8 protein-coding genes and 1 pseudogene are annotated in these 15,250 nt (G+C 73.2%); 3 read left to right on the top strand and 6 right to left on the bottom strand.

What is annotated here, in order from left to right:
* From AC07BS_RS12430 to AC07BS_RS12410, 5 genes and pseudogenes are all read right to left on the bottom strand, one after another.
* Nucleotides 1–468: pseudogene (locus tag AC07BS_RS12430) on the bottom strand (hypothetical protein); the annotation flags it as partial.
* Nucleotides 465–6,689, bottom strand: coding sequence for a type I polyketide synthase (locus tag AC07BS_RS12425; protein ID WP_478931852.1), 6,225 nt, complete (start codon nt 6,687–6,689; stop codon nt 465–467). The pseudogene AC07BS_RS12430 and the gene AC07BS_RS12425, both read right to left, overlap by 4 nt.
* A gap of 95 nt (nt 6,690–6,784) precedes the next feature.
* Nucleotides 6,785–7,795, bottom strand: coding sequence for a nuclear transport factor 2 family protein (locus tag AC07BS_RS12420; protein WP_478640825.1), 1,011 nt, complete (start codon nt 7,793–7,795; stop codon nt 6,785–6,787).
* Nucleotides 7,792–9,153, bottom strand: a complete 1,362-nt coding sequence (locus AC07BS_RS12415; RefSeq protein ID WP_478931842.1) for an NAD(P)/FAD-dependent oxidoreductase — start codon at nt 9,151–9,153, stop codon at nt 7,792–7,794. The genes AC07BS_RS12420 and AC07BS_RS12415 overlap by 4 nt, the downstream gene beginning before the upstream one ends.
* Nucleotides 9,154–9,258: 105 nt before the next feature.
* On the bottom strand, nt 9,259–10,305 hold the full coding sequence (locus AC07BS_RS12410) for a beta-ketoacyl-[acyl-carrier-protein] synthase family protein (RefSeq protein WP_478640831.1): 1,047 nt from the start codon (nt 10,303–10,305) through the stop codon (nt 9,259–9,261).
* Between the two features lie 287 nt (nt 10,306–10,592).
* Here AC07BS_RS12410 and AC07BS_RS12405 point away from each other — a divergent pair, with 287 nt between their 5' ends.
* The 3 genes from AC07BS_RS12405 (at nt 10,593) to AC07BS_RS12395 (ending at nt 13,689) form a co-directional block, all read left to right on the top strand.
* Nucleotides 10,593–11,126 (top strand): SigE family RNA polymerase sigma factor, encoded by a 534-nt coding sequence (locus AC07BS_RS12405; protein WP_478931840.1) that lies wholly within the window; start codon nt 10,593–10,595, stop codon nt 11,124–11,126.
* 82 nt (nt 11,127–11,208) lie between these two features.
* Nucleotides 11,209–11,568 carry a hypothetical protein gene (locus AC07BS_RS12400; RefSeq protein ID WP_478931838.1) on the top strand — a complete coding sequence of 120 codons (360 nt, stop codon included), beginning with the start codon at nt 11,209–11,211 and terminating at the stop codon, nt 11,566–11,568.
* Between the two features lie 126 nt (nt 11,569–11,694).
* Nucleotides 11,695–13,689 (top strand): N-6 DNA methylase, encoded by a 1,995-nt coding sequence (locus tag AC07BS_RS12395; protein ID WP_478931836.1) that lies wholly within the window; start codon nt 11,695–11,697, stop codon nt 13,687–13,689.
* Between the two features lie 3 nt (nt 13,690–13,692).
* Here the strand turns inward: AC07BS_RS12395 and AC07BS_RS12390 are convergent, their stop codons facing one another.
* Nucleotides 13,693–15,195, bottom strand: a complete 1,503-nt coding sequence (locus tag AC07BS_RS12390; protein ID WP_478931834.1) for a serine/threonine protein kinase — start codon at nt 15,193–15,195, stop codon at nt 13,693–13,695.
* Nucleotides 15,196–15,250 lie beyond the last annotated feature (55 nt).

Here is a 15,250-nt window from a genome sequence, read left to right as displayed (position 1 = left end):
GCCGCGCGGCTCAAGGACATGTTCAGTGCCTGCAATGAGATGGGCATGACACACATTGCCATGTCCGACCACGGCGACCTGCACGGCGCCCAGGCCCGTGGCGCAGTTCTGCTGGGTCAGCGCGAAGGCCTCGGCGTGGCCGAGCCCGAGCGCGTCCCGGATGTCCCGGGCGACGTCCACCCCCGCCGGGGCCACCTGGTGGATGGCCCGGGCGTGGACGACGTACCGCACCCGGCGCGGGTCGGGGAGCCCCTCCACGACCCGGCGGGCCGCCGGCAGGACCAGGTCCGCCAGCGACAGCGCCGGGTCGAGGCGCAGCGTGCGCAGCCCGTGGACCTTGCGGAAGAGGGCGAGTTTGGCCCGGCTCAGGCCCAGCGGCGCGGCCATCGCCTCGACGACGACCGTGCGGTCGGGCACGGCGGACTCGATCCGCTCCAGGGTCCCCAGGGCCCCGGTCGCCGGCGTCATGCGGCGCCCCCGTCCCGCGCGGGCGCCGCGCCGAGGACGTCGTCCAGCCAGGCGCCGACCGCCGCGGCCGTCGTCGCCGCGTGCCCGGTCAGCATGGTGAAGTGGTCGCCGGGCACGTCGGCGACGGTGTCCGCCAGTGGCCAGCGCGGCCGGTCGTGCGTCCCGGAGCGCTCCTGGGCGCGCAGCAGCAGCGTCGGCACGCCGGTGGTCCCCGGCGCCCAGTCGTCGAAGACGCGGAGGTAGCCGCCCATGGCGATCAGCCGGTGGTCGTCGAGGAAGACGCTGCTGTCGGGCGCGAGCATCCGGTCCGCCACCATCGTCAGGTCGTCCAGGTCGAGCGGGCTCGCCAGGGTGTCCAGCAGCACCACCGCGCGCGGCGCGGCGCCGAGTCCGGCCAGCCGCCGGGCGACGGCGTGGGCGATCCAACCGCCGGTGGACCGGCCGAGCAGCACCAGCCCCCGGTCGCCGGCGAGGTCCAGCGCGGCCCGCGCCTGACCCTCCACCAGCGCCGTCAGCGACCCGGGCAGCAGCTCACCGCGGGCGAAGCCGGGCAGCGCCGGCACGGAGACGGCACGGTCCGGCAGGGCCTCGGTGAGCGCGGTGTACTCCTGCGGACCCGAGATCGCGATCATCGACGGGAAGCAGACGACCACGGGGCCGTCCGCGGGCCCGCCGGCCGCCGGGAAAGCTGGCGCCGGCGTGCCCTCCTCGTACACCGGGCGCAGCCGGGCCGCGGTGACGAGCAGCTCCACCGCCTCGCCGAGCCGCCCGCCCTCGTGGGCCTCCCGGAAGAGGCCGACCAGGGTGTCGCCGCCGTCCCCGCCGGGCGCGGGCGTGCCGGCCGCGACGTCCCCGAGCCGCCCGTCGACGAAGGCGGCCAGCTGCTCGGGGGTCGGATGATCGAAGACGGCGGTGGCGGGCAGCCGGAGCCCGGTGACCGTGTTCACCGCGTTGCGCAGTTCGAGGGAGGTGAGGGAGTCGAAGCCCAGCTCGCGGAAGGGCGTTCCGGCGTCGATCGCGTCGGCGCCGCCGTGCCCGAGCACGCCCGCGACGGAGGTCAGCACCGCCTCGGTGACGGCCGCGAGCCGCTGCTCGCCGGTGAGGACCGCCAGCCGGTCGCGCAGGGTGGCCGCCCCGGCCGTGGGAGCGGCCTGCGCGGTGCCCGCGCCGGCGCGCCGGGCGGCGGTCCGGACGAGGCCCCGCAGCAGCGGCGGCAGGGGCTGCCCCGAGGTGCGCAGGGCCTTGCGGTCGAGGCGTACGGGCACCAGGGCGGCCCGGCCGGTCGCGAGGGCCGCGTCGAAGAGCGCGGTGCCCTGGTCCGGGGTGATCGCCAGAACGCCGTAGCGCTCCATCCGCTTGAGGTCGGCGGTCCCCAGCGTGCCGGCCATGCCGCCGCTGGGTTGCCACATGCCCCAGGCCAGCGCGGTCGCCGGGAGTCCGGCGGCGGCGCGGTGCGCGGCCAGCGCGTCGAGGAAGGCGTTGCCCGCCGCGTAGCTGCCCTGCCCGGGGCTGCCCAGGGTGCCGGCCACCGAGGAGAAGAGGACGAACGCCTTCAGGTCCAGCTCGCGGGTGAGCTCGTGGAGGTGCGCGGCCGCGTCCGTCTTCGGGCGCAGTACGGCCTCCAGCCGCTCGGGGGTGAGGGAGGTGATGATGCCGTCGTCGAGGACGCCGGCGGTGTGCACGACCGCGGTCAGCGGGTGCTCGGCGGGGATCGCGGCGAGCAGGCCGGCCAGCGCCTCGCGGTCGGCGGTGTCGCAGGCCGCGACGGTCGCCTCGGCGCCCGACTCCCGCAGCTCGGCGACCAGTTCGGCGGCGCCGGGGGCGGCCGGACCGGACCGGCTGACCAGCAGCAGCCGCCGGGCCCCGTGCGCGGTCACCAGGTGCCGGGCCAGCAGGGCGCCGAGCTCGCCGGTGCCGCCGGTGACGAGGACGGTGCCCTGCCACGCGGCCGGGTCCGGCGCGACGGCGGCCGGAGCGGCGGCCCGGGCGAGCCGGGGGGTGAGGACGGAGCCGCCGCGGAGGGCGAGCTGGGGCTCGCCGGAGGCGAGGGCTGCGGCGATCTCCCTGGCGGAGTGACCGCTGTCGGTGTCGGTGTCGGTGTCGGTGTCTGTGTCTGTGTCGGTGTCGGTGTCTGTGTCGATGTCGGTGTCTGTGTCGATCAGGACGAAGCGGCCCGGCGCCTCGGACTGGGCCGAGCGGACCAGGCCCCAGACGGGGGCGGCGGCCAGGTCGGTCACGTCCTCGTCCGGCCCCGCGGCGACGGCGCGGCGTGTCACCAGCACCAGCCGCGAGGGCGCCTCGGGCCCCTTGGCCGACCAGGCCTGGAGCAGCTCCAGCACCCGGCCCGTGGTCCGCCGTACGGCACCGGTGAGGTCGCCGTCCGCGGCTTCGTCGCCCGCGCAGTCCACCACGGTGTCGTCGGCGGTGACGGTGCCTGCGGCCAGCGCCTCCAGCAGGGCGGCCGGGGAACCGACGTGCCGGACGGTACGCGGCGGGGCCGTCGTACCGGCCGCGAGCGGGCTCCAGTCGACCTGGAGGAGGGCGTCGGCGGCGGGCCCGCGGACGGCGCCGAACCGCTCACCCGTCGTGGGGCGGGAGACGAACGCCTCCACGGAGACGACCGGGGCGCCGTCGGGGTCGGTGGCGGTCACCGCGACCGAGCCGGAGTCCGGCATGGCGAAGCGGACCCGCAGCGAGGAGGCGCCGACGGCGTGGAGGCGCACCCCGTTCCAGGAGAACGGCAGCCGGCCGGAGGCGGTGCCGCCACTCAGTTCGTCCCAGGCCAGGGCGTGGAGGGCGGCGTCGAGCAGGGCCGGGTGGAGCCCGAACGCCTCGGCCTCGGACCGCTGTTCGGCGGGCAGGTCGACCTGGGCGAAGAGCTCGTCTCCGCGTCGCCATACGGCACTGAGGGCCTGGAAGGCGGGCCCGTAGGCGAAGCCGGTGTCAGCCAGCCGGTCGTAGAGGCCGTCGAGGTCCACCTCGGTCGCCCCCGGCGGCGGCCACTGCTCCGGCCACTCCTCCGTCCCGGCTCCGGGGCCCGCCGCCCGGCCGAGCCGGCCGGCCGCGTGGAGGGTCCAGGGCGCGTCGTCGTCGGCGTCGCCGGCCGGGCCGCCCTCGTCGGGCCGCGCGTGGACGCTCACCGGGCGGAGGCCGTCCGCCTCGGGGGCGCCCACGACGACCTGCACCTGGACGCCGCCCTCGGCGGGCAGCACCAGCGGCGTCCGGAGCGTCAGCTCCTCCACGGTCTCGAGGCCGGTGTGGGCGGCGGCGCGGGTGGCCAGTTCGAGCAGCGCGGTGCCGGGGACCAGCGTGGCGCCGTGGACGACGTGGTCGGCGAGCCACGGATGGGTCCGCCGCGACAGCCGGCCGGTGAGGACGGTGGTGTCCCCGGCGGCCAGGGTGGTGACGGCGCCGAGCAGCGGGTGGCCCGCCGGGGTGAGTCCGGCGGCGGAGACGTCACCGGAGGTCAGGGGCTCGTCCAGCCAGTAGCGCTGCCGCTGGAAGGCGTACGTGGGCAGGTCGACGCGGCGCCCGCCCCGGCCGGCGAGGTACGCCGCCCAGTCGACGGGCACGCCGCGCACATGCAGCTCGGCGAGGGCGGCGACGACGGAGGCCGGCTCGGGCCGGTCCCGGCGCAGCAGCGGCTGGATCAGCACGCCGGCGCCGTCGGCGTCGTCGCCGAGGCACTGGCGGGTCATGGCGGAGAGCGTCCCGTCGGGGCCGAGCTCCACGAAGGTGCCGACGCGGAGCGTCCGCAGGGTGGCGACGGCGTCGCTGAAGCGCACGGCCTCGCGCACGTGCCGGACCCAGTAGTCGGGCCGGCCGAGCACGTCCGCGCCGGCCACCTCGCCGGTGACGTCGGAGACGACGGGGATGCGGGGCGCGGAGAAGGTCAGGTCCGCCACGACGGCGGCGAACTCGCGCAGCATGCCGTCCATGTGGGGCGAGTGGAAGGCGTGGCTGACGGTGAGCCGCCGGGTCTTGCGGCCCTGCCGCTCGAAGCGGGCGGCGGCGGCCGTGACGACGTCCTCGTCGCCGGAGAGGACCACGGACTCGGGGCCGTTGAGCGCGGCGATGGACGCCCGGTCCTCGGCGCCGGCCAGGGCGGCGAGCGCCTCCTCCTCGGTGGCCCGCACCGCGACCATGACGCCGCCGCCGGGCAGCTTCTGCATCAGCCGGCCGCGGGCGGCGACCAGCCGGGCCGCGTCCGGCAGCGAGAACACACCGGCGGCGTGCGCCGCGGCGATCTCGCCGATGGAGTGGCCGGTGACGACGTCGGGCCGCACGCCCCAGCTCTCCAGCAGCCGGAAGAGCGCCACCTCCACCGCGAACAGCGCGGGCTGGGTGAACTCGGTCCGGTCCAGGAGCCCTTCGGGGTCCTCGTCGGCGAGGACGACCTCGCGCAGCGGCCGGTCGAGGTGCTCGTCCAGCGCCGCGCACACCGCGTCGAAGGCGGCCGCGTACGCGGGCTGGGCGGCGTACAGCATGCGCCCCATGCCGAGCCGCTGGCTGCCCTGACCGGTGAAGAGGAACGCGGTCTTCCCGGTGTTGCGGGTCCGTCCGCCGATCACGTGCGGGGAGGGGGCGCCGGCGGCCAGCGCCTCGACGGCGCTCCGGAGTTCGTCCTCGTCGGCGCCGGTGAGCACGGCGCGGTGCTCCATGGCGGCGCGCGTGGTGGCCAGGGAGTGGGCGATGTCGAGGGGGTGGCGGCCGTCCAGGGCCGCGAGGAGGTTGGCGGCCTGGGCACGCAGCGCCTCGGGGCTGCGGGCGGAGAGCGTCCACGGGACGACGAAGCCGTCGGGGAGGGCCGGCCGGGGAGCGGGGGCGTCGGCGGCGCCGGGCTCCTCGATGATGACGTGGGCGTTGGTGCCGCTGATGCCGAAGCTGGAGATGCCGGCCCGGCGCACCCGGTCGGCGGAGGCGGGCCAGTCCACCGGCTCGGTGAGCAGCCGTACGTCCCCGGCCGCCCAGTCCACGTGCGGGCTGGGCGCGTCCACGTGGAGGGTCCGGGGCAGCCGGCCGTGCTCCATGGCCTTGATCATCTTGATGATGCCGCCGATGCCGGCGGCGGACTGGGTGTGGCCGACGTTGGACTTCAGCGAGCCGAGCCACAGCGGCCGGCCGTCGCGCCCCTGGCCGTAGGTGGCGATCAGGGCGTTGGCCTCGATGGGGTCGCCGAGCTTGGTGCCGGTGCCGTGGCCCTCGACGGCGTCGACGTCGGCCGCCTTGAGCCCGGCGCTCGCGAGGGCCTCGCGGATCAGCTTCTCCTGGGACGGGCCGTGCGGGGCGGTGAGGCCGTTGCTGGCCCCGTCCTGGTTGACGGCCGAGCCGCGGACCACGGCGAGGACGCGGTGGCCCAGACGGCGGGCGTCGGAGAGCCGCTCGACGATCAGCGAGCCCACGCCCTCCGCCCAGGAGGTGCCGTCGGCGCCCTCGGCGTAGGACTTGGCGCGGCCGTCGGGCGCCAGACCGCGCTGACGGCTGAACTCGCTGAAGGAGAAGGAGGTGGCCATCAGCATCACGCCGCCGACGACCGCGACGGAGCACTCGCCGCGCCGCAGCGACTGCCCGGCCAGGTGGAGGGCCACCAGCGAGGAGGAGCAGGCGGTGTTGACGGTCACGGCTGGCCCGTCGAAACCGAAGGAGTACGAGATGCGGCCCGAGGCGACGCTGCCCGCGCTGCCGACGCCGAGGTAGCCGTCGAAGCCCTCGACGGGCGTCTTGAGGAACCGGAGCCCGTACTCGTCGAACATGATGCCGACGAAGACACCCGTGTCGCTGCCCCGCAGGGTGTCGGGGACGATCCCGGCCTGCTCGAACGCCTCCCAGGTGGTCTCCAGCAGCAGCCGCTGCTGGGGGTCGACGGTGACGGCCTCGCGCGGCGAGATGCCGAAGAACGCCGGGTCGAAGTCGGCGGCGTCGTGCAGGAACCCGCCGTGGCGGACGTAGCTCTTGCCGACGCGGTCCGGGTCGGGGTCGTAGAGGTTCTCCAGGTCCCAGCCCCGGTCGGTGGGGAAGCCGGTGATGGCGTCGCGGCCCTCGTCCACCAGGCGCCAGAGCTCGTCGGGCGTGCTCACGTCGCCGGGGAAACGGCAGCTCATGCCGACGATCGCGAGGGGCTCGCCGTCGCGCTCGGCCGCCTCCCGCAGCCGTGCCTCGGCCCGGTCGAGCTCGGCGGTGGTGCGCTTGAGGTACTGCAGCAGCTTCTCTTCGTTGGACAGGTTCTCGTGAGGCATGCGCGGCTTCTTCTCTTCGCTGGGCACGATGGGTGGCGGCGGCGGGTGTCTGCGGCGGCGTTCGTCGGCTGTGGGTGTGGTCAGCCGGCGTCGCGGGCGGAACCGAGCCGGGTGTCGAGGTAGGCGAACAGCTCCTCGGGGGAGGCGTCGTCCAGGGACCGCGCGGGGGCCGGAGGGGTGGTGAGCCGGCCGAGCAGGGCGGTCAGCCGCTCGACGAGCTCGGCGTGGTCGTCCTCGCCCGGTACGAGCCCGGCGGCGGCCTCCTCCAGTCGGGCCAGCGCGCCGCGTACGGACACGGAGGGGGCGTCGTCGGAACCGTCCGCGGTGAGGCGCGTCCACAGGTGACCCGCGAGGGCGCGTGGCGTCGGCTGGTCGAAGGCGGTCGTGGTGGCCAGGGTGAGCCCGGTCAGTTCGGCGACGAGGTCGCTGAGCGCCACGGCGGTCAGCGAGTCGACGCCGAGGGAGAGGAAGGTCTCGTCGCCGGAGGCGTTCCGCAGCTCCTCGCTCTCGGCGGCCTCTGCGACGAGGTCCAGCACCTGTTCGAGGAGGAACGTGCGGCCGGCGTCCTCGGGCAGTTCGGCGAGCTGCCGGCGCAGCCGTACGGGCGGCGGCTCGTCGCCGGCGGCGCCGGGCTCCCCCGCCCCCGGGTCGCCGAGGGCCCCGAGCTGTGCGTAGAGGTCGAGCTGGTCGTCGGAGAGCAGGTACTCGGCGACGCGCCCGTCCTCGAAGCGCAGGATGTCGACGCCGCGGAAGGTGACCTCGGTCCCGGCCGGCGCGGTGGCGGTGGCGGGGCGCCCGCCCCGCCAGGTGCCCCGGAAGACCCAGCGGCCGATGGCGTAGTCACCGACGATGAACGGGCCGAGCTCTCCGGTGATGGCCGCGTCGTCGTCGAAGGAGGACCGGAACGCGGCGATCCAGGAGGCGATGGACGGACCGTCGTGGAGGGTGGCGGGGTCGGGCATGCCGTGCCGGGGGATGGTGACCTTCATCGTGCGGGAGACGATGTCGTCGGCGAGGGCGAGGTCGCCGTTCCACATCCGGGACCAGGCGTCCCAGAGCTCGCGGTGGGTGGGGGTGGTGCTGCTGCTCATCGGGCGGTTCCTCCCTCGGGTACGGCGGCGGTGGCGGGGTCGTGAGCGGCGGGCGTTCCGGGCGCGCCCTCGGCCAGGGTGCGGAGGGTTTCCTCGGACAGGCTCCAGCCGTTGACCTTCTCCGCGCGGGCGACCATGTCGGGGGCCATGAAGTCCTCCACGGTCATCAGCCGGGAGCCGAAGACGTGGAAGTGCTCGGCCATCCGGGCGTCGCGCGCCGCGGCCTCGAACATGAAGGCCTCGATCTCGTTGAACGGCCGGGCCTTGGCGTAGTCGGCGATGAGGTGCTGGTGGGGACCGGTCTCGGCGGCGTGCCGCGAGGCGTAGGAGGCGAGGGCGGCGTCGAGCGCGTCGTCTCCGGCGTCCTCCCCCACCTGGCCGGCGGCGGCCTCGACGAGCCAGGAGGCGGACTGCATGGCCCAGGCGCAGCCGACCGCGGAGAGCGGGTCGCTGGTGAGGGCGGCGTCGCCGACCAGGGCGTAGCCGGGGCCGTACGGACGGCGGGAGATCAGCGGGTAGTTGACGGTGCCGATGACCTTGGAGATGCGCTCGGCCCGGTCGATGTCGGGGCCTTCGGGCAGGGAACGCACGAAGTCGCGGTACGCGCCCTCGACATCGTCCTTGAAGGCGTCGAGGCGCGTCTTGGACAGCACGGCGGCGACGACCGTCACACCGTCCTCGTTGGGCATCACATAGGCGTTGTCGGGGTCGAGGTAGTAGACGCGGGCGGAGGTACGGCCCTCGGGGTGGCGGATGCCGCGGTAGTAGGCGAAGTAGCTGAAGCGGTTGTTCTCCGCGACCTCGGCGGGGGCGCCGGCGAGCCGGGCGACCGTGGAGTCCTTGCCGTCGGCGCCGACGACGAGCCGGGCACGCAGGGCGAAGGGCTCGCCGGCCGCCGTACCGGCGACACCGGTCACGCGCCGGCCGTCCGGGCCGTCCTCGGTGAGCAGTTCACCGACGGTGTGACCGAGCTTGAGGTCGACGCCGTCGGTCGCGGCGGCCAGGCGGCGCAGCAGCGGGTCGAGGGTCTCGCGGCGGACGCTGTAGCCGTGCGGCAGGACGCCGGGACCGACCGCGGCCTCGGGCTTGATCCAGCCCCATTTGGTCCAGTAGTCGGCGGAGTTGCGGGGGGCGCCGACGCCGTCGAGGGCGTCGGCGAGACCGATCTCGGCCATCACGGGGTGGGCGGACGCCTGGATGTAGTGGGTGCAGAGGACTTTGTGCGCGTCCATGGAGGAACGTCGCTCCAGCAGGGCGACCCGGGCGCCGCGGCGGGCGAAGAGGACGGCCGCGACGCATCCGGCGACGCTGGCACCGTTGATGACGACGTCATAGGTTTCGGAGGTGTTTTCGGGCACGACAAACCCTTCGTCCGATCTCACGGGAATGAAGAAAAGATAGGGGTGAGGGATTTCAGTCCAAGATGACGGAACCCACGAGGACAAAACCCACGAGGACAAAACTCATGAACGGGAAGCCTGCACGACGGCGCAGGACCAGGTGAAGCCCCCACCGCCACCGATGACGACGGCGAATTCCCCGCTCTCCAGACCGATGGAGGAGGAAATGTGGGCGAGGTTGGCGAGCATGTCACCGGCGCCGAGATGTCCGCTGTTCTCCCTTGGCCGGAGGATTTCACCGGAGACCAGGCCGTCGAGGACGGGAAGGTACATCATGTCGAGGACGCTGTCGCTCAGCCGGGGAAGGGCGACACAGCGGATTCTCGGATCGCCGGGTGCGAGGCCGGCCTCGGTCAGGGCTTGGAGCAGGACCGCGCGCACGTGTTCGCGGGCGGCGTCGCGGAATCCGGAGATACCGCCGTGGATCTCCAGGTAGGCCTTCTTGGGCCGGCGGACGTCGACGCGGCCGCCGTGGGCGAGCGGCGCGGGACCGAACGGGTCGCGGCCCCGGTACATCGACTCGTACTCGGCGGCCGTGACGAAGGCGAGCGAGCGCAGCAGGAAGGCGGCGCCGGGCCGCCGGTCCGGCTCGTGGCGGCGCAGCAGGGCGGCGGTGCCGCCGTCGCCGTAGACGACGCCGTAGTCGGCGGTCCAGCGGTCGAAGGCGGGCGGGGCGAACCGGTCGGCGGTGGTGACCAGGGCCGCCCCGGCGCCGGGTTGGGCCAGGAGCCGGTCGACGGCGACGCCGAGGGCGGCCGCGCCCCCGTTGGACATCTGCCGGATGCCGAGGGGCAGCGCGGCACGGGCGCCGAGCCGGTCGGCGACGTAGTGGGCGGGCGACCAGAAGTCGTGCCCCTGGTGGTGGAGCCAGGCGTGCGCGACCAGCCCGATCCCGTCGGGATCGCACCCGGCGGCGGCCAGAGCCCGCTCGGCGGCGCGTACCGCCATGTCGGGCGCGGGCACGCCGGAGACCGGCACCGCGGTCAGTCCGAGATCGCGCGCCTCCTCGGCGGTGATGCGGCCGGCAGCCACCATTCCGGAGGCCGTTTCACGCCCTTCCGGTATCCAGGTGGCCACGGCCTCGACGGCAATAGGCAGGCTGAGTTCCATGAATTTCCCCCGTGCATCCGAGCCGTACCGGGCAGGTCGGGGTTGCCGCCTCCCGTTTACCGGACACCTCTTAGTTGCCCGGGCGGACGCAAAGGTTTACAGCGATTCGGAATCGGTCGGCATGACTCACGTCACACGTCACGAACTCAAGCGACGCTCGAGCGGAACACCAGCCGGAGTGGAATATCGAGGACACCTGAGCGAAATCCGCCCTTCCGTGGCATGGTGATCCCCGATCGCCCGCCCACGGGGGGCGCGGGCGCGCAACGAGGGAAGATTTCCATCGCATGACCGCAGCACCGATTCCCCTAGGAATACCCGCATCTGAACGATCATCGGCCGTCGCCCACCTCTTCATCGCAAACCACCCAAGTCTGCTGAAACTCGCCACGAAACTGGGAGCCGAGGCCGACGCGGAGGACGTGGTCGCCGAGGCCTTCTGCCAGCTGTACAAGAACTGGGACGCGTTACGCACACCGGAGGCGGCGGCCGGCTACCTCCGCTCCACGGTCCGCAACCTGACCCACATGCGCCTGCGCCACCTCCTGGTGGCCCGCCGCCACGCGGAACACCACCAGGACGAACCGGCCCACTCGGCGGAACACCAGGCGATCCTGCGCACCGAAAAACTCCGCGTGGCGAAAGCCCTCCGCAAACTCCCGCCGCGCCAGTACCAGGTCCTGATCCTCCGTCACTGGATGGACCTCAAGGAGTCGGAGATAGCGGAGGCGATGGGCATCTCGGTGGGCGCGGTGAAGTCCCACACGTCCCGGGGGATGGCGAAACTGTCCCACCTGATGACGGGTGACGGCAGGGGCTGAACGGGGCCCGAGCAGGGCCCGACAACGAAACCGCCCGCCCCCGTGCGCACGGTACGAGGGGCGGGCGGTCACTGTGGCCATCATGGCACCGGCGGCCGTCGACGACCTGGGCCGCGAGGGCAGGGACAGCCTGACGGGCCACCGCTCGTTGCTGCACGACCACCAGCCACGGGCGGAGGGCTACGCCTCCGAGGCGGCGGAGGTGGCGCACTGGTGGAGCAGGTGTGGAAGTGGACCGCACAAGGGCATCCGGCAGTCCGAGATCGGCGTCAGCGCCCGCTTCAGCCTCCTCCCCCGGATCCGGCACGAATCAGACCTTCTCCGCGAACGACGCCTCCCCTTCGTGCGCCTGCACCCGGGCGCCCGCGAGGCCCTGCGCGTCTCCTGGTCCGGCGAACCGAGCATGTTCCTGTTGCCCATCATGACGACTGAGAACGCATGAACTGAGTCAAGCGACGCGTGCTACCTTGTGCCCTGCGTCAAAATGTGTGCCCCGAGCACAACACGGCAGGTCACGCATCTTCCGGAGGGGCTCATGATCGAGTCTGCAGGTTCTCCCTCGGTTTCCGTGACCCTTGCCGAGATCGCGCGCATCGCGGGGGTCGGCAGGGCGGCCGTCAGCAACTGGCGTCGGCGCCACGACAACTTCCCGACGCCTGTCGGCGGGACCGACACGAGCCCCCAGTTCGCGCTGGACGAGGTCGAGCGGTGGCTCCGTCAGGAGAAGAAGCTCAAGACCGCCGTGAACCCGCTGGACCGGCTCTGGCCCGAGTACGAGTCGCTGGGAGACCGGAACGCGGTCGGCGGACTACTGGCCCGGGCGGGCCTGCACCTCGCCGGAGCCGAGGCTGCCGACGAGACAGAAACCCTGCCTCCGCTCGACGGCATCCAGTCCTCTCTGCTCCGGCGCACGCTGCACCTGGCCGAGAGCGAAGGAGCCCGGGAAACCTTCCTCCTGCTTCTGGAGCGGTGGCTGCGGACCTATGTGCGCCAGGTGACCGTGACGCCGGAGCCGCTCGCTCGGCTCATGGCCGAGATGGCCGGAACTGTTCGCCCCGGGCCCGTCCGCACCGTCCTGGATCCGGCGTGCGGGACGGGCTCCCTTCTCCTCGCCGCGGCACGGCAGTGGACCACCAGGAATGAGCATCTCGAATTCCGGGCACAGGACAGCGACCCGGTGCTGGTGGCCCTGGCCAGAGCCCGGCTCGCCCTGGACGGCCACGCTACAGAGGACTCCTCGAACCTGGCCCTGGCCGTGGGTGACACTCTGCGGGCCGATGCCCACAGGGGGGCACAGGCCGACGTGGTGCTGTGCAGTTCACCGACCAACGAACGTGACTGGGGGCATGTCGAGCTCACGACCGATCCACGCTGGCTGTACGGTCGTCCGCCGCGCACCGAGCCCGAACTCGCGTGGGTCCAGCACGTTGTCGCCGCGCTCGCCCCGGACGGCGTCGCCGTGCTGCTCCTGCCTCCCGCTGTCGCGGCACGACGCGCGGGGCGCAGGATCCGGGCCGGTCTGCTCCGGGCCGGCGTTCTCCGGGCAGTGATCGCCCTGCCCCCCGGTGCCGCACCGCCCTACGGGGTCGGCCTGCACCTGTGGGTCCTCCGGCCCGAGGGTGCGGCGGGACCGGGAAACGACCGGTCCGAGGTGCTGCTGGTCGATGCCAGGCAGGATGCGCCATCCGGTGTCACGGATACGAGCGCGTTCGACTGGATGACCGTGGCGGCGCAGGTGACGGGAGCCCTCAGGGGTGAAGCGGGACAGGGCAGTGTCTCGGTCCCCGTAGTGGAGTTGCTGGACGAGCAGGTGGACCTCACCCCTGCCCGGCACATCCCCGACCGGCGGTTCGCGACCATGGTCGATCTGAGGCGCGCCTGGGGCAGGTTCGATTCCCACATGAACGAAGTACAGGACACCGCCCGCGCCCTCTCGTCCCTCGCCCCGCTGGAACACGACGACACAGTGCTCCCTCCTGTCAGTGTCGCGGAGCTGGAACGCGCCGGCGCAGTGGAGATCCGGTCGGGCCAGACCCTTCCGGAATCCCTGGTACGGCGTGGGGAGCGCGGCAAGGACGAGGTCCGAGTGCTCACCGGTCAGCCCATGCCGGGGCTCGCCGAAATGTGGCTTTCGGCGGCGGCCGCCGCGGAGGGCGAACGGGACGGTTCCCTCACCGTCACGGCCTCGCAGGACGTGATCGTCTGCATGCTCGCCCGGTCGTTCGACGTCCAGGTCGAGACCGGGGCCCCGTCCGTCCTGGGTCCCCAGCTCCTGGCCCTGCGCGTGAACCAGGACGTCCTCGACCCCTGGTTCCTCGCCGGCTGCCTCAGTGCGCCGACCAACGTGCGTCAGGCGGGCACACACGCGTCCACCTCGTCCCGCATCGACGTACGCCGGCTGCACGTGCCCAGGCTGTCCTTGGAAGAGCAACGGCGGTACGGCGACATCCATCGGAGGATCTCGGTGTTCGAGCGCGAGATCGAGGGCCTGCGGATCGTGGGACGCGAGCTGAGCCGGTCACTGGGTGATCTGCTGGCCGTCGGCCGGCTGCCCCGAAACTGATCGTCACGTTTTAGGCAACCGGGCGACGAGCGCTGACACCTCGGCCTCATGTCCCCGCTCGCCGAGTTCCAGCGCGACGTCACGGCAGCGCTCCAGCAGCCGTTCCGATGCGCGGGCGAGTCCGAGCAGCCGGTGGGTGGCACCGCACCATGCTGCGAGAGCTTCGTGGATGTCTCCTCGCGGGACCCGGCACTCGGCGAGCCCGAATTCCGCTTCCAGCACGAGCGGCTGGAGTACATCCGGGGCTCGTGCGCCGACGTCCGTGACCACGCTCTCGTAGAGCCGCCGTGCCCGGCCGACCTCACCGTCGAGGCGCGCCGCGTCGGCGCAGAGCAGTTGTGCTTCCACAACCAGCGGCTCCAGCGGCCCCCACTCCGAAGCGGCCTTGGGCAGCCGGGCGGCCAGCTCGGCGCATCGGCCGGCCGGTCCTTCGGTGAGGAGTTCCGCACGAGCCCGCTCCACGTGACGGCCGAACTCGTCACGGCTCAGCCAGTTCCCCCGGCGCCGGCCGGGGCGCCCGGCCCGCGCGGAGCCGGCTCGTGGCGCATCGGGGCCGGTCCGGTCCCGGTCGGGGCAGCGCAGCCGGTAGCGGGCCGTGGGGTCCGGGGTGATCTCGGGGTCCGGTGCCGGGTCACCGGGTTGCGGCAGGTATGGGCGCAGTACGGTCAGCACCTCGGCGATCCCGGCAGGCCGCTGAGCAGGGGTCTTGCCCAGCAGGTCCCACACAAGGTCGTCGAGATCCTCGGGGATACCGACATTGATGCAGCGCATGCGCGGCGGCAGGTCCTCCAGGTGCTGTATGTCCTTGTTGCGGTCCGGCTTGTCCTCGAAGGGCTTCTCTCCCACGAGGAGTTCGAAGAGGACACAGCCGAACGCATAGAGGTCGACGGACGGTGAGATGTTCTGCTGGCCACGGATCTGCTCGGGCGCCATGTACCCGGCGCTGCCGGGGGTGGCTCCGAGCATCGTGTAACGGGTCGCGTCCGGATCGGTGAGGTGGGCGATACCGAAGTCGAGCAGCTTCACGGATCCGTCGCTGTGGGCGACCACGATGTTGCCCGGCTTCAGGTCCCGGTGCACCACTCCGCTGCGGTGCGCGTGTTCCAGGGCTTCGGCGACCTGCACGGCCACGGCGATGGCCGAACCGAAGGGGAAGGGACGGCGGAGGTCCAACAGTTCACGCAGACTGACGCCGTCGATGTACTCCATCGCCAGGTAGGGCTCCTCCTCGAGGTAGCCCCGGTGGAACAGGCGGGGAATCGCGGTATGGGTGAGCTCTTCGAGGATGACCCCCTCGCGCTCGAACCGCTTCAGGAGCTCCACCCGGCGCCGCGCACGGTCCACCGGGCTCACCCGGCCCAGCGTGTAGTCATCGAGACGGAGCACCTTGACCGCGACCGGATCCCCGGTCTCCAGGTCCGTCGCGGTCCAGATGCTGCCCATACCGCCCTGGTCGAGTGCCTCCTCGACCCGGAAACGGCCGTCGAGGAGCTCCCCGGTGTTCACACGACACCCCCGTTCACCCGCGCCCCCTTGACGCGCAACACCATAGCGTTCACCG

The organism is Streptomyces sp. NPDC044063 (genome assembly GCF_056434285.1).
Note: the sequence above shows the minus strand (reverse complement) of the source record. Positions and strands in the feature narration are given on the sequence as shown.